The sequence below is a fragment of the Jatrophihabitans sp. YIM 134969 genome, assembly GCF_054456675.1.
The window spans coordinates 19,792-38,329 of sequence record NZ_JBTJEQ010000027.1 but is presented as its reverse complement, the minus strand read 5'-3'; the positions used below and the strand labels follow the sequence as shown (position 1 = coordinate 38,329).

General features: G+C 71.5%; 17 protein-coding genes. 8 read left to right on the top strand and 9 right to left on the bottom strand.

The genetic code is table 11. The features are described 5' to 3' along the window. Nucleotides 1–33: 33 nt before the first annotated feature. Nucleotides 34–954, bottom strand: coding sequence for a manganese catalase (locus ACXR2U_RS14875; RefSeq protein ID WP_458825842.1), 921 nt, complete (start codon nucleotides 952–954; stop codon nucleotides 34–36). A gap of 236 nt (nucleotides 955–1,190) precedes the next feature. Here ACXR2U_RS14875 and ACXR2U_RS14870 point away from each other — a divergent pair, with 236 nt between their 5' ends. From ACXR2U_RS14870 to ACXR2U_RS14845, 6 genes are all read left to right on the top strand, one after another. Further along, nucleotides 1,191–1,883, top strand: a complete 693-nt coding sequence (locus ACXR2U_RS14870; protein ID WP_458825841.1) for an AfsR/SARP family transcriptional regulator — start codon at nucleotides 1,191–1,193, stop codon at nucleotides 1,881–1,883. A 126-nt stretch (nucleotides 1,884–2,009) separates the two neighbouring features. Further along, nucleotides 2,010–3,371 (top strand): ABC transporter substrate-binding protein, encoded by a 1,362-nt coding sequence (locus tag ACXR2U_RS14865; RefSeq protein ID WP_458825840.1) that lies wholly within the window; start codon nucleotides 2,010–2,012, stop codon nucleotides 3,369–3,371. Then, nucleotides 3,368–4,321, top strand: coding sequence for a carbohydrate ABC transporter permease (locus tag ACXR2U_RS14860; protein ID WP_458825839.1), 954 nt, complete (start codon nucleotides 3,368–3,370; stop codon nucleotides 4,319–4,321). Before ACXR2U_RS14865 ends, ACXR2U_RS14860 begins: the two co-directional genes overlap by 4 nt. After that, a complete protein-coding gene (locus tag ACXR2U_RS14855) occupies nucleotides 4,318–5,250 on the top strand; it encodes a carbohydrate ABC transporter permease (protein WP_458825838.1) in 933 nt (310 codons plus the stop codon). Before ACXR2U_RS14860 ends, ACXR2U_RS14855 begins: the two co-directional genes overlap by 4 nt. Nucleotides 5,251–5,342: 92 nt before the next feature. Next, on the top strand, nucleotides 5,343–5,585 hold the full coding sequence (locus ACXR2U_RS14850; protein ID WP_458825837.1) for a DUF6480 family protein: 243 nt from the start codon (nucleotides 5,343–5,345) through the stop codon (nucleotides 5,583–5,585). A 43-nt stretch (nucleotides 5,586–5,628) separates the two neighbouring features. Further along, nucleotides 5,629–6,468, top strand: coding sequence for an SDR family oxidoreductase (locus ACXR2U_RS14845; RefSeq protein WP_458825836.1), 840 nt, complete (start codon nucleotides 5,629–5,631; stop codon nucleotides 6,466–6,468). 9 nt (nucleotides 6,469–6,477) lie between these two features. Here ACXR2U_RS14845 and ACXR2U_RS14840 read toward each other — a convergent pair whose 3' ends face one another. Beyond that, nucleotides 6,478–7,179 carry a GAF and ANTAR domain-containing protein gene (locus ACXR2U_RS14840; protein ID WP_458825835.1) on the bottom strand — a complete coding sequence of 234 codons (702 nt, stop codon included), beginning with the start codon at nucleotides 7,177–7,179 and terminating at the stop codon, nucleotides 6,478–6,480. A 189-nt stretch (nucleotides 7,180–7,368) separates the two neighbouring features. Between ACXR2U_RS14840 and ACXR2U_RS14835 the strand changes: the two genes are divergently transcribed. Further along, nucleotides 7,369–8,553: a zinc-dependent alcohol dehydrogenase gene (locus ACXR2U_RS14835; protein WP_458825834.1), complete on the top strand. Its 1,185-nt coding sequence runs from the start codon at nucleotides 7,369–7,371 to the stop codon at nucleotides 8,551–8,553. An 82-nt stretch (nucleotides 8,554–8,635) separates the two neighbouring features. On the opposite strand, the gene ACXR2U_RS14830 is transcribed toward ACXR2U_RS14835, so the two are convergent. Genes ACXR2U_RS14830 through ACXR2U_RS14820 form a run of 3 tightly spaced genes read right to left on the bottom strand, consistent with a single transcriptional unit; the run spans nucleotide 8,636 to nucleotide 10,376 of the window. Further along, nucleotides 8,636–9,277, bottom strand: a complete 642-nt coding sequence (locus ACXR2U_RS14830; protein ID WP_458825833.1) for a DUF3618 domain-containing protein — start codon at nucleotides 9,275–9,277, stop codon at nucleotides 8,636–8,638. After that, nucleotides 9,274–9,681: a phage holin family protein gene (locus tag ACXR2U_RS14825; protein ID WP_458825832.1), complete on the bottom strand. Its 408-nt coding sequence runs from the start codon at nucleotides 9,679–9,681 to the stop codon at nucleotides 9,274–9,276. Before ACXR2U_RS14825 ends, ACXR2U_RS14830 begins: the two co-directional genes overlap by 4 nt. Then, a complete protein-coding gene (locus ACXR2U_RS14820; RefSeq protein WP_458825831.1) occupies nucleotides 9,678–10,376 on the bottom strand; it encodes an ATP synthase subunit B family protein in 699 nt (232 codons plus the stop codon). The genes ACXR2U_RS14825 and ACXR2U_RS14820 overlap by 4 nt, the downstream gene beginning before the upstream one ends. A 304-nt stretch (nucleotides 10,377–10,680) precedes the next feature. On the opposite strand from ACXR2U_RS14820, the gene ACXR2U_RS14815 reads away from it, so the two are divergent. Continuing rightward, complete coding sequence (locus ACXR2U_RS14815; protein ID WP_458825830.1) at nucleotides 10,681–11,850, top strand: glycerate kinase; 1,170 nt, start codon at nucleotides 10,681–10,683, stop codon at nucleotides 11,848–11,850. A gap of 43 nt (nucleotides 11,851–11,893) precedes the next feature. Here ACXR2U_RS14815 and ACXR2U_RS14810 read toward each other — a convergent pair whose 3' ends face one another. The 4 genes from ACXR2U_RS14810 to ACXR2U_RS14795 are packed head-to-tail and all read right to left on the bottom strand — an operon-like array spanning nucleotide 11,894 to nucleotide 18,419. Next, entirely contained in the window at nucleotides 11,894–12,307 is a 414-nt protein-coding gene (locus tag ACXR2U_RS14810; protein ID WP_458825829.1) for a hypothetical protein, read from the bottom strand. Beyond that, nucleotides 12,304–13,740, bottom strand: coding sequence for a sensor histidine kinase (locus ACXR2U_RS14805; RefSeq protein ID WP_458825828.1), 1,437 nt, complete (start codon nucleotides 13,738–13,740; stop codon nucleotides 12,304–12,306). The genes ACXR2U_RS14810 and ACXR2U_RS14805 overlap by 4 nt, the downstream gene beginning before the upstream one ends. Further along, the gene (locus ACXR2U_RS14800; protein ID WP_458825827.1) at nucleotides 13,737–14,483 is read right to left on the bottom strand and encodes a response regulator transcription factor; all 747 of its coding nucleotides are present in this window, start codon (nucleotides 14,481–14,483) and stop codon (nucleotides 13,737–13,739) included. The genes ACXR2U_RS14805 and ACXR2U_RS14800 overlap by 4 nt, the downstream gene beginning before the upstream one ends. Before the next feature lie 12 nt (nucleotides 14,484–14,495). Further along, a complete protein-coding gene (locus ACXR2U_RS14795) occupies nucleotides 14,496–18,419 on the bottom strand; it encodes a hypothetical protein (RefSeq protein WP_458825826.1) in 3,924 nt (1,307 codons plus the stop codon). Nucleotides 18,420–18,538 lie beyond the last annotated feature (119 nt).

Sequence of the window (18,538 nt, the reverse complement as noted above, 5' to 3'; positions counted from 1 at the left end):
CTCCTCGGGACGCAGGGGTGGGCGGTTGCGGAGTCACTCGTCGTTGCCGAGAGCGCCCTTGACCTTGTTGACGACGTTCGCGACGCCCTGCGCGGTGGCACTCGCACCGGTGCCCGGCTTGCCCTTGCCCATGCTGCCGTCGTAGGTGGCGAACAGCTTGGGGTCGGGCGCGGGCAGCAGGCCGGTGTCGTCGCTCGCCACCGGGGTGGCCTGGTAGATGATCTCCTGCTCGTCGACGAGCGTCTGACCCTGCGCCCAGCGACCCTCGAACGCGGTGCTCTCGTCGTCGAAGGCCCAGTAGGTGTGGTCCTGGACCTTGTCCTCGTTCTCGAAGTTCGAGTCCTCGATGACGTCCGCGAACCCGTCGGCCTGCAACTGCTCGATGCCCAGCAGCCACTGCTGCTGGTGCCAGGTGTCACGGGCCAGGTTGTAGCCGAGCGTGGCCTTGATGCCCGGGTCGTCGGTCATGTTGTAGAGGCGGCTGGTCTGCAGCCGGCCCTGGCCCTCGGCGTGGGCGTTGGAACGGAAGTCGGTGAGCAGGTTGCCGCTCGCAACGATGTAGCCGCCGTTCCACGGGATGCCCTGGCTGTTGGCCGGGAGTGCTCCCCCACCGGAGACGATGGCGTGCTGCGGGTTCATCCCACCGAGCACCGCGGCGAGCACCGGGTTCGCCGCCGCCGCCTTCTCCGTGGTCTCGGACGGCGCCCCCTCGAGCAGCCGGGCGACGAGCGTCGAGAGCATCTCGACGTGGCCGATCTCCTCGGTGCCGATGTCGAGGATCATGTCCTTGTACTTGCCGGGGATGCGGCAGTTCCAGCCCTGGAACAAGTACTGCATCATCACGGTCATCTCGCCGAACTGGCCGCCGATGAGCTCCTGCACCTTCATGGCGTAGAGGGCGTCGGGCTTCTCCACCTTGACGGGGAACTGCAGGTTCTTGGTGTGTCGGTACACGGACGGGCTCCTCTCGGGCGGCCGCCGGGTGATCCAGCGGCTCGCGGTGGTGGACGACTCCGACCCTGCAGGCGGGGTGTCGCCGTCGCGTGCGCCGTCGTGTCTCCTCGACGTCCCCGTCGCGTCCCCGACGGGTGTTTCGCTGCGCAGCAGCGGGGGACATACTGCTGGAGTCGCCGTGTACGCCGTCGAGGGTTCGGCAGGACGTCACGGTGGTCGAACGAACGGACAGGCGCATGCCCTCTCCCTCGGGACCCGTCCGCCTCGCCCTGCTGCACGGCTTCGCGCTGTCGTCACCCGCCGGCGCGGTCCGCGTGCCCGGGCCGGCCCGCCGACTGCTCGCGTTGCTGGCGCTGCGTGGCCACCCGGTGCAGCGCACCACCGTCGCGGCGAACCTCTGGCCGGATCTCGACGAACGCCCCGCGGCGAGCCGCCTGCGCTCGACCCTGTGGCGGCTCCCGCCGCGCGACCGACCGCTCGTGGACCTCGACGACGGCCGGTTGGCGCTGGCCCCGGACGTCGACGTCGACCTGCGCGATCTCGAGGACGACGACCGGTTCCGGCAGCTGTCCGTGCACGCGCTCTGTGGGGAGGTCCTCGCCGGCTGGGACGACGACTGGGTGCTCGACGAGCGCGAGCGGTACCGACAGTTGCGCCTGCACCGCCTGGAGCAACTCGCTGCGACCGCCCGCCGCCAGGGCCGGTTCGGCGTCGCGCTGGAGGCGTCGCTCGCCGCGGTGCGCAGCGAACCGTTGCGCGAGAGCGCGCACCGCGAGGTCATGAGCGTCCACCTCGCCGAGCAGAACCCGTCGGAGGCGCTGCGGCAGTACGAGCACGTGCGTCAGGTCCTCCGCGACGGGCTGGGCCTCGCGCCGTCAGCCGCCACCCGCGCGCTCGTCGCTCCCCTGCTCGGGCGTCCGCTGGGCTGACCGGCGACACGCGGACGGCGGGGCTGGTCACACGCCGGGGGACGTGGCAACCTCGGTCGCACGGCACGACGCTCGAGATGACGGGTCTGCGTACCGGTACCCGCGCGCGAGGAAGTCGGCGGCCCGTTGCCTCGTTCCCACCGTCTGCGCGCGTGCGCCGCGGTCCTGCTGCTCGCGACGACCCTCACCGCGTGCTTCGGGCGCACCGCCCCCACACCCACCGACGTCGACTTCACCACGACGCCGTCCGGAACCTTGCGAGGCTGGGCGTTCGACAGCGCCGACGACATCGGCGAGGCCCGGATGGCCGACGCGGCGGACCACCTGCCCGGCGTGAGCGTCCGGCTCGACCAGACCGGCTTCAACGCCCAGAAGTTCACGACCCGCCTGGCGTCGGGCGACGTGCCGGACGTGGTGCAGATGGACCGGCAGTTCGTGGCCAACTACGCCGCGCAGCGGTTGATCATGCCGCTCGATCGCTGTTACGACGCCGGGAAGGTCGATCCCACCGAGCGTTTCTACCCGAACGTCACCAACGACATCAGCTACGACGGCCACATCTGGGGCGTTCCGCAGTTCTTCCAGCCCCCGGCGATCATGCTCGACGAACGGGTGCTGCGGGCGGCGGGCGTCAGCGACGACGAGATCGACACGTCGCGCCCCGACGTCCTGCTGGGGGCGATCCGCAAGATCTACCGCAGCGAGGGCGGCAACCCCACGGTCCTCGGCCTCGACCCGGTCGCGAGCGGTCAGACCAACCTCTGGGTCCTCGGCCTGGGCGGCCGTCTCGTCGACGACCAGGGCCGGCCGACGCTCGACGACCCTCGCAACGAGTACCCGCTGACCGTGCTCAAGCAGATCACCGACGCCCAGGGCGGTTACGCGAAGCTGAAGAGCTACACCGACACCTTCGACGCCTTCGGTGACGACAACCCGTTCGTGGCCGACCAGGTCGGCGCGCAGATCGTCAACCAGTGGTACCTCAACGTGGTGGCGCCGTACGCCGGCGAGATCGACATCCACGTCGTGCCGTTCCTCGACCGCGGCGGTGAGCCCGTGACGGTCACCGGCGGACAGGCGTTCGTCATCCCGGCTCGGGCGAAGAACCCCGCGGCCGCCTGCGCGTGGGCGTTGCGGCTGACCTCGGTCGACGACTGGACGGCGGCGGCCGACGCCCGCGCGGCGACCCTCGCCGAGGACGGCACGGCGAACACCGGCGTGTTCACCGGCTCGCCCGCGGCCGACCGCGCCATTCGGGAGCAGCACGTGCGCCCCACGGGATCCGCGGGGCTCGACCAGGGCATCGCGGCGTTCTACGACGTCGCCGACAAGGGCCTGACGTTCGGCGCGTCCCCCGCGGGCGAGGCCGTCCAACGGGACCTGGCCAACGCCGTGGCGGCAGTGTGCCTGGGCGACAAGTCCCCCGCCCGAGCCCTGGCCGACGCGCAACGCAGTTCGTCGCAGGCGTACGAGACGGCGACCCGGTGACGGCCGTGGCGTCGGACCGCGGACGCCGCCGGCCGCGCCGGCGCGACAAGGTGCGCTACAACCGACGCGAAGCCGTCTCGGGGCTGCTCTTCATCGCGCCCTGGGTGATCGGGTTCTGCATCTTCACCGTCGGCACGATGGTGAACAGCTTCGTCATCAGCTTCACCGACTTCAACCTCGCGGCCGGCACCGCCCGCGCCGCGGGCTTCGAGAACTACCGGCGCCTGCTCGAGGACCCGTTGGTGGCGAGATCGCTGGGCAACACGTTGTTCTTCGCACTGTTGGCCGTGCCGTTGGAGATCGCGTTCGCCCTGTTCCTCGCCCTGCTCCTGCACCACGTCGGCCGTGCTGCGGGCGTGTTCCGCACCCTGTACTACCTGCCGAAGATGACACCGGCCGTCGCCACGGCGGCCGTGTTCCTGCTCCTGCTCAACGGCAACAACGGTGCGATCAACGCGGGGCTCGGGTTCTTCGGGATCGACGGGCCGCAGTGGCTGGTCGACCCGGCGTGGCTCAAACCCTCGATCGTGGTGATGACCCTCTGGGGGGTCAGCGGCACCATGGTCATCTTCCTGGCGGCCCTCAAGCAGGTGCCCCGGGAACTCTACGAGGTCGCGGAACTCGACGGCGCCGGTCCGGTACGGCGCTTCTTCTCCGTCACGCTGCCGCTCATCTCCGGGGCGATGCTGTTCAACGTCATCGTGTTGACCATCGCCGCGTTCCAGGTGTTCGACCAGGCGTACCTGCTCTTCTTCCGCGACAACTCCGCGGGCTCGCCGGACCAGGCGTTGTTCTACGCGGTGTACCTGTTCCAGCGCGCGTTCCGCGACTTCGACTTCGGCTTCGCGGCCGCCATGGCCTGGCTGCTGTTCGTGATCCTGGTGGCGCTCACGTGGATCCAGATCAAGATCGGCAACCGCTACGTCTACTACGAGGGTGACCGGTCGTGACCGACGTCGCGCGCGAGCAGTTCCAGGCCACCGAGCGCCCGGCGCCCGATCCCCTTGCGCCCCCGCGACGGGGTCCGGCGCCCGTCGGGCTCACCGCTGTCGGTCGTGTGCTGCGCGGTCTGCTGCTCGTGGTGTTCGCCGCGCTGTTCCTCTACCCGTTCGTCTGGCTGCTGGCGGCCAGCCTGAAGCCGCGTGGCGAGGTCTTCGACAACCGGCTGTGGCCGAGGACCTTCGTCTGGTCCAACTACAGCGAGGTGTGGCACCAACTGCCGTTGGTGTCGTGGCTGGTCAACAGCGTGCTCATCGCGTTGATCGCCGCCACGTTGGTGTCGGTGTCCAGCTCGATCGTGGCGTTCGGGTTCGCGTACTTCCGTTTCCCGTTCCGTCGCAGCCTGTTCGCCCTCGTGCTCGGGACGATGATGCTGCCCGCCTCGGTGACCATGATCCCGACGTACCTGATCTGGCAGACCACCGGTCTGCTCGGTACGTGGGTGCCGCTGTTCGGGGCGAACCTGTTCGGCTCCGCGTTCTACATCTTCCTGCAGCGGCAGTTCTACCTCGGACTCCCACGCGAGGTGTTCGAGGCGGCCCGCATCGACGGCGCCAGCTACTGGCAGTTGTTCTGGCGGATCGCCATGCCCTTGTCGATCCCCTCGTTCGTCATCGTGTTCCTCTTCGAGTTCCAGGCCAGTTGGAACAACCTGCAGGGAGCGCTGATCTACCTCAACGCCGGCAGCGTGGACGGTTTCACCGTGCCGCTCGGGCTCTCCTACGCCATGACCAGGTACAGCCCCACCAACGGCGGGCAGGGCGACTACCAGTACGTCATGGTGGCGTCCCTGCTCGTCACCGTGCCGCTGCTGCTCGTGTTCGCCTTCGGACAGCGCTACTTCACGGAAGGGGTGGCGACGCAAGGCCGGACCGGCTGACCCCGTTGCGGCGCGGCGAGGGGTGGGTACGGCTGACACGAGGACCTGCGCCGATCGAGACACCGGCCGCTGTGCGGGTACGAGAGGAACCTGTGCCCGACGAGCACCGCGCGTCACCGACCTCCCCGGACCCCGATCCCGACGAGACCCCGAGCCTGCCCGGCGGTTCGGTGTCGCCAGGCGACACGCCACCGTCGTCGTCGCAGACCAGTGGGGTCACGCACCAGGAAGCCCCGCCGGCATCGGGCATCTCCTGGGGGTTCGTGATCGCCATCCTGCTCGTCGTCGTCCTGATCGGCGGCGGCGCGATCGCCGCTGCCATCAGCTACCTCTGAGCACCCCACCTCTGCCGAATTCCGACCCGACCGGGAGAACACCGTGAACCAGCCTCAGCAACAGCAGACCCCGCCCGGGACCCAGTCGGAGATGACGCCGCGCCCCGACTGCGGCGAGGACTCCTACGAGGGACACGGCAAGCTCACCGACCGGGTCGCGGTGATCACCGGCGGTGACAGCGGCATCGGTCGGGCGGTCGCGATCGCCTACGCCCGCGAGGGTGCGGACGTCGTCATCTCCTACCTGAACGAGCACGACGACGCCCGTGACACGGCGTCCTGGGTGGAACGCGCCGGACGACGCGCGGTCCTGGTGCCCGGCGACGTGTCGGTGCCCGCGCACTGCCGCGAGATCATCGCGACCGCCGTGAGGGAGTTCGGGCGGGTCGACGTGCTGGTGAACAACGCCGCGTTCCAGATGGAGCACCCGACCCTGGAGGAGATCCCGGACGAGGAGTGGGACTTCACCCTCGCGACCAACCTCTCCGCGTACTTCCACCTGGTGAAGGCGGCGCTGCCCCACATGTCGTCGGGGGCGTCGATCATCGGGTCGTCGTCGGTCAACTCCGACATGCCGAAGCCGGAACTCGCGCCCTACGCCGCGACCAAGGCCGCGATCGCGAACTTCACCGCGAGCCTCGCGCAGATGCTCGGCGAGCGCGGGATCCGCGCCAACAGCGTCGCGCCGGGGCCGGTGTGGACACCGCTCATCCCCGCGACCATGAACGCGGAGAAGGTGGCGGAGTTCGGCGCGGAGACCCCGCTCGGTCGCGCGGGCCAGCCGGCCGAACTCGCACCGGTGTACGTGCTGCTCGCCTCCGACGACGGCAGTTACATCTCCGGGGCCCGGGTGGCGGTGACCGGCGGCAAGCCGATCCTCTGACCCGAACGCCTACCGCGCCGCCCGTTCCGGCAGCTGGCCGGTGGCGACGAACTCCTCGGCGACGACGAAGAGCTTGCGGTTCAGGCGTTGCGACGCCCACGACAGACGCTCGAACGCCTGGTCGGCCGTCAACCGGTCCCGCTCCATGAGGATGCCCTTGGCCTGACCGATGACGTCGCGGCGCTGCAGGGCCTCGCGCAGCTGTTCGCTGCGGCGGGCGTCGGCGACGGCCGCCGCTGACACCACCGCGCAGATCTCGGCCACGTGCCGGTCGGTGGCCACGAACGCGGCCGGCCCACTCGCGTAGAGGCTGAGCGTGCCCATGACACGTTCGTCGACCCAGAGCGGGACGCAGATCATGCTGGCCACGCCGAGCTCGCGAGCCCGGGCACCGAACGGTGCCCACCGGTCCTCGACTCTCGTGTCCTCGACCACCACGACGTCCTGGGTGCGAGCCGCGTCGAGACAGGGGCCGGCGCCGAGTTCGAGTTGCAGGACGTCGAGGGTGTGGGGAGCACGCCCGGTCGTGGCGGTCGGGGCGAGCACGCCGTCCTCGACGAGCGCCAGCCCGGTCTCGTGACCGGTCACCTGCGTGGCGGCCTCGACGACGGCGTCGAGGGTGGCCTGCAGGCGGCCGTCGCCCCGCCGCAGGGTGTGCGTGATCGCACGCGTCACCCGCGTCAGTTCGTCGCCGATCTCGTCGACGTCCACGAAACCCTGCTGTGTCACCTGTGCTCCCCCCGAGTGGTCCCTCAGGAGCGGTACCCACCGACCGCGTCCCTGATGCCGTGACGAACGGGGCAGGTTGGGCAGGCCTTCCACGAGGCTGCCTCGAACTGGTTCAGAACGGAGCGGGTCCGTCAGTCCTCGACCCGAACCGGACCAGCACCGAGGAGACCCGTGCGCGCACTGACCTGGCAAGGCCGCGAGAAGGTCGTCGTCGACGACGTTCCCGACCCCGTCATCCGAGAACCGAACGACGCGATCATCCGTGTCACGAGCACGGCCATCTGCGGTTCGGACCTGCACCTCTACGGCGTGCTCGGCCCGTACCTGACCGTGGGCGACGTGCTCGGCCACGAGGCGATGGGCGTCGTCGAGGAGGTCGGTCCGGAGGCGGGCGACCTCGCCGTCGGCGACCGGGTCGTCATCCCGTTCAACATCTCGTGCGGCACCTGCTGGATGTGCACCCGCGGGCTGTTCGCGCAGTGCGAGACGACGCAGGTCCGCTCGCAGGGCAAGGGTGCGTCGTTGTTCGGCTACACGTCGCTCTACGGCTCGGTGCCGGGCGGGCAGGCAGAGTACCTGCGGGTGCCGCAGGCCCAGTTCGGCCCCATCGTGGTGCCGGAAGGTCCGCCCGACGAGCAGTTCCTGTACCTGTCGGACATCCTGCCGACCGCGTGGCAGGCCGTGGCCTACGCCGACGTCCCTCGTGGCGGCACGCTCGCCGTACTCGGCCTCGGACCCGTCGGACAGTTCGCCGTCCGCATCGCGCGGCACCTCGGCGTGGAACGGGTCATCGGTGTCGACCTGGTGCCGGAGCGGCTCGCGCTGGCCCGCACCTGGGGTGCCGAGACGCTCGACCTCACGACGGTCGACGACGTCGCCGAGGCGTTGATCGAGCTCACGGGCGGTCGCGGGCCGGACGCGGTGGTCGAGGCTGTCGGGATGGAGGCGCACGGCCAGACCGCCGTCAAGCTCGCTCAGACCGCCACCGGCCTGCTGCCCAAGCCCCTCGCGCAGAAGCTCACCGACACGATGGCCTTGGACCGGCTGTCGGCCTTGCACGCGGCGCTCAAGGGGGTGCGACGCGGCGGGACGGTCTCGATCAGTGGTGTCTACGGCGGTGAGGTCGACCCGATGCCGATGATGGAGATGTTCGACCGCGGCATCCAGATCCGCATGGGCCAGTGTCACGTCCGCCGGTGGAGCGACGACATCCTGCCGGTGCTGCTCGACGACGCCGACCCGCTGGGCACCCGGACGCTCGCGACCCACCACCTGGGGCTCGAGGAGGCCGCACACGGTTACGAGATCTTCCAGAAGAAGGAAGACGGCTGCGTCAAGGTCGTCCTCACGCCGTAGGGCGACCCCACCCAGTGGTCCGCACACGGCGACGGCCGCCGCTCCCCGAGGGGAACGGCGGCCGTCGTGGTGACGGGGTCGGTCAGCTCCGGGCCTGGCCCTGCACGTCCGAGACCGCTCCGCGAGCGTCGTCGGCGACGTCCGAGGCGTGGGACTTCGCCTCCTCGGTGACCTGCTGGGCCTTGTCGGTCACGGTGTCCTTGAGGTCGGCGACCGCCTGCTGCGCCGGCTCCTTGACCTGCTCCGCGACGTGCTTGGCCGCGTCGGTGAGGGCCGGCTGGGCCCGGTCCTTCGCCTCGGCCGCGAGTTCACGTTCCTGATCGCTGGGTGAGATCAACGAACCGACCAGCCACCCGACACCGAACGCGATGAGCCCGGCCGCCAAAGGGTTTCCCTGCGTCTGCCGGGTCACGGTGTCGGGGGCGTTGGTCACGGCGTCGGAGGCGCCGGACGCGGCCGACTTCACCGACGACGCGGCGTCGTGGACCGTGCTGCTCGCCTGGTCGCCACCACTGTGCAGCGTTCCCATCACGCTGTCGCGTACGCCGCCCGCGGCGGACTTCACACGCCCGACGCGACGCTCGACGATGCGCGAGGGAGAGACCTTCTCCTCGAGGAGGTCGACGTTGCCGGCGAGGTCCGCCCGCGTGGCGTCGATCTGACGACGGATCTCGTCAGGGTCGTCGGCGATCGGGGTGGTTCCGGGAGGTGGGGAGGTGGTCATGACGCATTTCCCTTCATCGCATCAGGAAGCTTCTGCACGGTCTCGATCGTGCGTTCGGGCTTGGGGTCGACGGTCTTGAGGCGGTTGCGGCCGAGCAGCGCGAGCACTCCCGCGATCAACCCCCACACCACCGCGGTGATGAGGGCGGCGAGGCCCGCATCCATCACGTTCTCCAGGGCCCACCAGAGCGCGTTGCCCAGGAACAGCAGGAAGAACCACCCCGCGACTCCAGCGCCGCCGAGCATGCCGGCGCCCTTCGCGGCCTTGCTGACCTCGACGCGTACCTCGGCCTTGGCCAGGGCGAGCTCCTGGCGCATCAGCGTCGACAGGTCCCGACTGACGTCGCCGACGATCGCGCCGACCGACACGTCGGCCACGTCGCGGTGGCCGCCCGGCGCGGTCACAGCGGACCGTCGGTGCGCGACGTCCCCGGCACGCCGAGGTCGTCCGCGAGCGGCGTCGAGGTAGTTCCGAGGCCGGTGGAGCTCGCGATCGGGCGCACGTCCGGCGTGGGCGCGGAAACCGCCGACGGCGCCGGGGTTCCTGCCACGGCTGAGCGGTCGGGGGTGTCGCTGGCCGGCGCACCCGCCTTCACCGCACGGGTCAAGCGTCCGGCGACGACACCGGCCACGAGGGCACCGAGCAGGAACGTGCCGGGACGCCGACGCGCGAAGCGGCGGACGTCGTCGAGCACCTCGCCGGGCTCGCGGCCGTCGAGCCAGTCGGCGGTCTGCCGGACGTAGCCACTGCCCCGCGACGCCAACTGGGTCGCGAGACCCTTGTCGCCGCCGTGGTCCTGCATGGACTCGAGCTCGTCGTGCAGCGTGCGCAGGGTGGACACGGCCTGGTCGCGGCGGTTGGCCGCCTCGGTGCGGGCCTGGTCGCGGGTCTCACCGAGGAGGTCCCGCGCCTTGTCCGATGCCTCGGACACGACCTCGGACGCCTTGTCCGATGCCGTGGAGGCGACCTGCTGGGCGTGGTCGGCGGCGCTGCTCGCCACGGCCTGACCGGAGTCGCGGGCCTGTCCGGCGGTGTCGGCCACCTTCGAGGTACCGCCCGGGTCGTCCTGCTCACGGGCGGTCGACAGGGGTGTTGACATGGAACATCCTCCAGTGGGAGTGGACCTCCGGCGCGGGACACGACCCGAGGGGCCGTGGTGCGGCTGCGCATGCGGAGGAGGTGCGGCCGGATTCTCGACCGAGGGGCGGGCCAGGGCTCGCCGGGCGGGCCGGGTCGACACCGGCCTTGAGGTCGGCATACCCGACCTCAGGGCGGCATCCCACATGTGCGCCCGCCAGTTCCGACGTCACTGCTGCACCGGGCAACAGTTTCCTGACACCGGCTCCCTGACACCGGCGGCCTCCTGCTCACGCCGATCCCGCGCGACCTGGGAGGGTGGGTCGGTGACGCAGACCGGGACGTCGGGCGGGGCGCCCCCGGCGCCGGTTCCCCGGGTGCTGGTCGCACCGGACAAGTTCAAGGGCACGCTGACCGCCCTGCAGGTCGCGGACGCCCTCGCAGCCGGTGTGCGCGCCGCCCACCCGGGGGCCACCATCCGGTCGTTCCCGGTCGCCGACGGGGGTGAGGGCACGGTCGACCTCGCCCTGCGCCACGGCTACGAGCGCGTCACGGCACGGGTGACCGGTCCACTGGGACTGCCGGTCGAGGCGGTGTACGCACGACACGGGGACGACGCCGTCGTCGAGATGGCGTCAGCCGCGGGCTTGGCACAGCTGGGCGGTCCGCCGACCCCGCACACCGCGGCCGTGGCGACCTCGAGAGGCGTCGGCGAACTGGTCGCCCACGCGGTGCGGGCCGGAGCCCGCCGGGTGGTCGTCGGCGTCGGCGGGAGCGCGAGCACCGACGGCGGGGCCGGGGCGCTCGCCGCGTTGGGCGCGCGGATCCTCGACGGTGGAGGCCGCGTCGTGGCGCCGGGCGGGCTCGCGCTGTCCGAGGTCGCGCGACTCGACCTCGGCCCGCTGACGGCCACGCTGGGCGGCGTCGAGGTCGTCGTGGCGTGCGACGTCGAGGCGGTGCTCCTCGGCCCGGGTGGCGCGGCGCGGGTGTTCGCGCCGCAGAAGGGCGCGGACGACGCGCTCGTCGGACGCCTCGTCCGGGCGCTCGCCCACTGGGCCGACGTCGCCGCGGCGACGACGGGTGTCGACGGGCGGGACCGGCCGGGCAGCGGCGCGGCGGGCGGGACCGCCTTCGGGCTCGGGCTCGCCGGCGCGACGTTCACGTCCGGGGTGGACCTGCTGCTCGACCTGGCCGGCTTCGACGACGCCGTCCGTTCATCTGACCTGGTGTTGGTCGGCGAGGGATCACTGGACGAGCAGAGCCTGCTGGGCAAGGGCCCGGTGGGCGTCGCGCGGCGGGCCGCTCGTCACGGGGTGCCGACGGTCGCCGTGGTCGGCCGCACGTCCGTCACCGCGGACCAGGCCCGGCACGCGGGCCTCGCCGCCGTGGTCGCGTTGACCGACGAGGTCGGCGCGACCCGCAGCCTCGCCGACCCCGCGGGAGCGGTGGTGGACGTGGTCAGCCGGAGGTTCCCCGCGTGGTGGCCGTCCGCTTGACGTTGCACCCTGCAACGGTGGCGGTGGCCGACCGCCGGAGCGGTCAGCCGCGGCGCGTGGCGCGCAGCGGCAACCAGACGGCGAGGCCCATGATGACCATCGCCAGCGGGAAGTGCACGACCGTCAGCGACGACGTGTCACCGATCAGACCGCCGATGTAGGCCTCCACGACCAGCGCGATCACGAACAGCACCGTGCCGATCTGCAGGTCCCGTCGGCCGCGGAGCTTGACGAACGCGACGATCGCCGCGACGACCCCCAGCCCGATCGCGACGTCCGCCCCGCGGGCGTGGACCTCGACCCACCCCTCCGAGTAGTCCTGTCCCTCGTGGATGAACAACCCGGCCCACACCGCCTGCAGCAGCACGACGAGCGACGCGACCCCGATGATCGCGGAGTACAGCGGGCTGCGTTCCACGGTGGCGGAGGGGCGAGCAGGGGCGACGGCGCGGGTCATGTGCCGAAGGTAGGAACGCCTTCGTGTAGCTGCGGTGTACGCGGCAGGGCGACCGTGAAGCAGGTGGCACCGGGAGCGCTGGTCAGCGTCACCGACCCGTCGTGGGCGCTCACCACCCGGTCCACGATCGCGAGTCCGAGACCCGCGCCGACGTGCGACGAGGTCCGAGCGGTGTCGCCGCGGGTGAACCGGTCGAAGACCTTCGGCTGCAGCGTGGCGGGGATGCCCGGCCCGTCGTCGGCGACCTCGAGACGGGCGCCCGAGCCGGTGCAGCGCAGCGCGACGGTCACGGTCGTTCCCGACGGCGTGTGGTGGGCCGCGTTGCCGACCAGGTTGGCGACGACCCGACGCAGCTGCTCGCCGTCGGCCGCGACCTCGACCGGGTCGTCCGGCAGGTCGAGCCGCCACCGGTGCCCCGGCGCCACCCCGCGGGCGCCGTCGACCTCCTCGACGACCAGCCGGGACAGGTCGGTGACCTCGGGCGCGCGCGGACCGGCGTGGTCGAGCCGGGCGAGCACCAGCAGGTCCTCGACCAGCGAGGCCATGCGGCGGGTCGCGTCGTCGATGCGGTCCAGCGCCTGCGCCGACGTCGGGTCGTCGCGCAGGGACTCCGCGTGCGCGCGGATGCTCGCCAGTGGCGTCCGGAACTCGTGGCTCGCATCGGCGACGAACTGCCGCAGCCGGTCCTCGGTGAGGTCGCGCGTGGCGAGGGCGTCGCGGACGTGGTCGAGCATGTGGTCGAAGGCGGTGGCGACGTTGCCGACCTCGGACGTGGTGTCCGGGCCGAACCGCAGGGCGGGGACCGCCACCGCGGCCGAGGTGAGCGGGAGCGCCGCGACCTCGCGGGAGGTCTCGGCCACGAGCCGCAGGGGTCGGAGCGTGCGGCGGACCAGCAGGGTCACGACGCCCGCGGCGACCGCGATGACGAGGACGAACAGCCCCACCTCCACGGCGATCAGCCGTCGCATGGTCGCGTCGACCTCCGCCTCGGGCAGCCCGGTGACCTGGACGGCGCCGTCGGGCCCGGGCCGGGCCTGCAGCCGGTAGTCGTGCAACCGGTCGAGGTCGACGGTGTGGCTCGTGCCGTCGACGGGCAACCCGGCGAGGTGGCGCACGTCGGCGTCGGTCAGCTCGACCGCCACGCCGCGGCCGTCCCCGCCCACCACTGCGGCCTCGTCCACCCGGTCGTCGAGCAGTCGGACCCCGAGCGTGCCCACCGCCTGGCCCGGGACGACGTCGTCGCCGGTGCCCACCTCCAGGCTCGCCGCGAACCGGCCGCCCGCGGCGGTGATCTGGTCGTCGAGGCGTCCGAGCAGGAACAGGCGCAGGCCGAGGGCCGTCGCCACGCCGGCCAACGCCGTCGCGACCACGAGGACACCCACGAGCAGCAGGGTGATCCGCCCCTGCAACGTCCGCGGACGCACCGATCTCATGGCGCCGCGCGCACGAGGTACCCGGACCCGCGCACGGTGTGGATCACCGGTTCGCGGCCGGCGTCGATCTTGCGCCGCAGGTAGCTGATGTAGAGCTCGACGACGTGGGCGTTGCCGCCGAAGTCGTAACGCCAGACGCCGTCGAGGATCTGCGCCTTGGACAGCACCCGCCCGGCGTGACGCATCAGCAGCCGCAGCACCTCGTACTCGGTGGCGGTCAGCCCGATCTCGACCCCGGCGCGGGTCACCCGGTGCGCGTCCTCGTCGAGCACGAGGTCGCCGACCTCGAGGACGCGCGTGGACGGTCCGAGCCGGCCCGAGCGCCGCACCAGACCGGCGAGCCGGGCGAGGACCTCCTCGGTGCTGAACGGCTTCACCACGTAGTCGTCGCCGCCCGCGGCGATCCCGGCGACGCGGTCGGCCACCTCGCCACGCGCGGTCAGGAACAGCACCGCGACGGTGTCGTCCTGCGCCCGCAGGCGGCGCAGGACCTCCAGGCCCTCGACGTCCGGGAGCATCACGTCGAGCACCACGACGTCGGGGCGGAACTCCCGGGCCCGGACGAGTGCGGTCTCACCGCTCACCGCGGCCCGCGCCGACCACCCGTTGCGGGCGAGCGAGCGCGCCACGACCTCGGCGAGACCGGGCTCGTCGTCGACGACCAGGGCCCGGGCCGCGGTGCCGTCGGAACGGACAGGGGCGGGCACCCGTAGGTGCCCGCCCCCGTCAGCGTCGTGGTCCACGACGCCAGCATGTCATCCCAGGTACGTCAGGACGTTCTGCATGAGCGTCGCCTTCTGTGCAGCCGTGCCGTACGCCTCGAACGGGAAGGCGAGGAAGACCACCGCGTACCCGTCCGTCTTGACCGTCAGACCGTCGGTCGCGCCGGTGTCGTCGGTGAAGGCCGACGCCGCCGGGTCGATCGGGGTGATCTCGTCCTCGTAGGTGGCGCCGAGGACGTCGTGGTCGAGCGGCACGGTGCCGACACCCGCCGTCACGGGGTTGGCGGCGACACCGCTGACCGTGGCGGTCTCCTTGTCGTTCTGCCGTTCGGTGCCGTCCCAGTCCACGTGCAGGTAGTTCCGCACGAAGGCGGTGGTCCCGGCCGACTGGTCGAGGACGTCCTGCCCGGAGAGGAACAACCCGCCGCCACCGTTGAGGAAGGCGGTGAGCTGCGGCTCGTACGGACTGACCGGGGCCGGATAGGTGTTCCCGGTCCACCACACCACCTTCTCGTGGGTCGTCAGCACCGAGGCCGGCAACGTCGGGTTCGCGGTGAGGTCCCAGGTGTCGTAGGCGACGCCGGCCGCGGTCAACGCGTCGGTGTAGTAGCTCGCGACGTCCGGCGCGTTGCTGTCACCGTCGACCACCAGCACCGGGTCGCTGTACGCGATGGTGGTCAGCGTGACCGACGACGTCGCGGTCGGAGCCGTCGTGGACTTCGCCGTGACCGTGCTGGGCTTGGTCGCGGAGTCACCCGCACCCGCCGGCACCTTGACCGTTGCACACAGCGACAGTGATGCGCCGGGGGCGACGGTCGCGGTGGTCGTGACCGGCGTCGTGCAGTCGGCCGCGAACACCTTGGTCGTCCAGGTCCCGTTGGCCGTCAGCGTGAACGCGCCCGCCTGGTACCCGGTGTTGGTCAGCACGAGCGGGTAGCTCACGGTCGCGCCCGGCTTGGCCGCGGCCGTCTGCGATGCCTGCAGTGTCACCGCGTCGGGCTTGGCGAAGCGGGTCGTCAGCGGACTGCCGACCGTGCCGGGGCCTTCGGCCGAGGTCACCCGCGGGCCGTCCAGCACGACACCCGTCGCGCCGGCCGGTTGTGTCCCCGACAGCTGCACGCTGAACGTCAGTGTCAGGGTCGCACCCTTGGCGATGCTCTTGCCCGTCCAGGTGACGGCGTCGCCGACGACCGTGCCGCCCCCACCCGCCGACACGAACGCCGACCGCGGCGGGAGCGGCGCCCGCACCTTCACGCCGGTCGCGGGTCCGCTGCCGAAGTTGCGCACGGAGATCGTGTAGTCGACCTGCGAGCCCGGACCGACCGGCTTGCCGGAGGTCGTCGTCGACTCGACGAGCGCGGGCGTCGGCTTGCTCGACGTCAGCGTGTACGCACCGCGGCCGTGGGTCCCGGCGAGCAGGACGCCGTTGGTCGCGTCGTAGTCCAACGACCACGTCGACACCTTCGGCATCCCCGTACCGAGCTTGGCCCAGGTGCGGCCGGCGTCGGTGGTGGTGTAGACGCCGACGTCCGTGCCGGCGTACAGCGCCTTCGGGTTCGACGGGTCGATCTGCACCGAGTTGACCGGGACGTCCGGCAGGTTGCCGGTCACGTTGGTCCACGACCGACCGCCGTCGGTGGTGTGGAAGACGTGCCCGGGCTGCTTCGGCGTCGCGGCCGAGAAACCGTTGTAGTAGGCGTACGCGTTCAGCCAGTTGCTCCGGTCGACCGCGAAGCCCGCGACCGGCCGCTTCGGCAGGACACCGACACCCACCCGTCGGAACGTGGGCTTCGCCGCGGTCACGGCGTCCGGCGAGACCTGCAGGTAACCGTCGTCGGTGCCGACGTACACCCCGCTCCCACCGTCGGCCACGCCGATCGCGCTGATGAGGCATCCGCGCGCTCCGTTGGGCGCGGTCTGGGTGCACCCGCCGGTGAGGTCACCACTGATCGGCGACCAGGTGACGTCGGCCGCGTTGGCCGTCTCGGCGTTGTCGGTGCGGTACAGCCGGTAGGTGCCGAGGAACAGCTGGTTGACGCGGCCGCGGTTCTGCACCATCGGCACGTAGAACTCGGACCGGTCCGTGGTGTCGATGCCGCCGTCGATCGCCTCGTTGCCGTTGAACGAACTCACGGTCGAGGGGCTGAAGCGGAACGGCGAGATCGAGTAGTACTCGCCGAACACGTAGGCGGCCGCGGCCGGGTTGACCGTGTTCTGCGTGGTCTGGTCGACGATGAGCTTGCCGCCGTCGCCGCCCGCCTGGTCGAACCAGCGGTTGTTGAGGGTGGACTTGCGCTGCGTGCCGTTGTCCTGCGTGCCGCCCCAGTACTGGCCGGGGACCTGCGGGACGGTGGCGGCGCTGACGAACTGTCCGATGGTCAGCTTGGTGTCGTGCACCAGGGCGCCGGTGGCCGGGTCGACCTGGCCGTTGAGGTTCTCCCAGTCCGCCGCGCTGAGCGGGTCGTCGGCCTGGTTGCGACCGCCGCCCTTGTGCGACTGCCACACGCCGCCGTCGTTGCCGAGGACCACGTGCTTGCGGTCGTTCGGGTCGTAGGCGAACGCGTGGTAGTCCGGGTGCAGGTCGTAGCCGAGGTTCTTCCAGGTGGCGCCGCCGTCCTTGCTGCGGAAGATCCCGCCCGACTGCGGGCTGTTGTCGTAGCCGTAGAGCCCCAGCAGGTAGACGGTGTCCGGGTCCCGCGGATCGGGCCGGACGAGGTTGTCGTAGAAGCACTGCGTCCCGCAGTACCCGACGATGGAGTCGATGCCGGTGCCCTGCCCGGTCAGGGCGTAGTGGGCGCCGTCGTTCGTCGTCTTCCACAGCTGCGACTCGTGGTAGACGTCCTTGCTGTCGAAGTAGTCGAAGCCGACGTAGACGGTGGCCTTCGCCGCGCCGCGCGGGTGGGACAGGCCGAGCGCGAAGCGCGTCCCGCCCTCGAGGAAGTTGCCGTGGGGCAGGTCGCCCATGACCGGCTGCCACGTGGCCCCGGAGTTGGTCGTGCGGTAGATCTGGTCGCCCCAGAACGACGCCCACAGGGTGGACGGCGAGGTCGGGTCCATCACCAGGTCTGTTGCACCGTGCAACTCATCCGTGGTGCCCTTGCGCAGCGCCCACGTCGTGCCGCCGTCCTTGCTCTCGTAGACGCCGTAGACCTTCGCCCCCGGCGGGGTCACCCGCTGGGCGCCCGCGCGTCCGCGCAGGGTCGCGATGAACAGGTGGTCGGCGTTGCGCGGGTCGACCACGATCTGCGAGGTCGAGACCCCGACGAACGAGTCGCCCGAGACCTTGCGCCACGAGACCCCGCCGTTGTCGGAGCGGTAGACGCCGTTGCCGTAGTAGCTGTCGCCGGCCAGGTTGCCCTCACCGGTACCGAGGTAGACGACGTCCGGGTTCGACGTCGACTCGGCCAGCGCGCCGACCGACTGGGTGTCGGTGTCGGCGCTGCGGGAGGTCCAGACCTTGGTCGTCTGGTCGTAGGTCCAGACCCCGCCCTGCGCGCCGCCGGCGATGACCGTGCCGTCGGGGCGGATCACCAGGGCCGTGACCCGGCCCGAGACCGCCTCGAGGGTGTTGCTCGTGCGTGCGACCTGGACCACCGGCGACTGACCCTGGTTGGCCCAGGTGCCCGACGGCCCGCCCGCGGCCTTGCTGTCCGACGTCGCCGTAGCGTTGTTTTCCTGGACGGCCTTCGCGCGGAGGGCCGCCGCCTTGTCGCCGTCGATGCCGCCGTCGTCGCCCGCGAGCAGGTCGCTCCAGTAGTAGGCGTCGCGGAGCTTGTCGAAGCCCTGCTCGTCCGACCCGTCCTCGCGGTCGCCCTTCGGCGTGAGGTAGGTCGGGGCGTCGTCGCCGGGCACCGGCGCCGCCGACGCGGGCGGTGTCGCGACGACCAACCCTCCTACGGCCAGCACCGCGGCGATGCCCGCGGTGACAGAGGCGTGACGACGGGAGGGTAATCGCATGGAAGCTCCTGGGGGCAGACCGCGTCACGGACGGCTGGGCGTGACGACGGGAGATTTCCACAGGAACCGGGCCGGAGGAACCACTCCGAAGCCATCGGATCCTCTGCATCTGCTCTCAG

Coding starts and splice junctions, on each gene's coding strand:
- ACXR2U_RS14870 (WP_458825841.1), top strand. CDS start 1,191: ATGCCCTCTCCCTCGGGACCCGTCCGCCTCGCCCTGCTGCACGGCTTC.
- ACXR2U_RS14830 (WP_458825833.1), bottom strand. CDS start 9,277: ATGACCACCTCCCCACCTCCCGGAACCACCCCGATCGCCGACGACCCT.
- ACXR2U_RS14820 (WP_458825831.1), bottom strand. CDS start 10,376: ATGTCAACACCCCTGTCGACCGCCCGTGAGCAGGACGACCCGGGCGGT.
- ACXR2U_RS14810 (WP_458825829.1), bottom strand. CDS start 12,307: ATGACCCGCGCCGTCGCCCCTGCTCGCCCCTCCGCCACCGTGGAACGC.
- ACXR2U_RS14805 (WP_458825828.1), bottom strand. CDS start 13,740: ATGAGATCGGTGCGTCCGCGGACGTTGCAGGGGCGGATCACCCTGCTG.
- ACXR2U_RS14795 (WP_458825826.1), bottom strand. CDS start 18,419: ATGCGATTACCCTCCCGTCGTCACGCCTCTGTCACCGCGGGCATCGCC.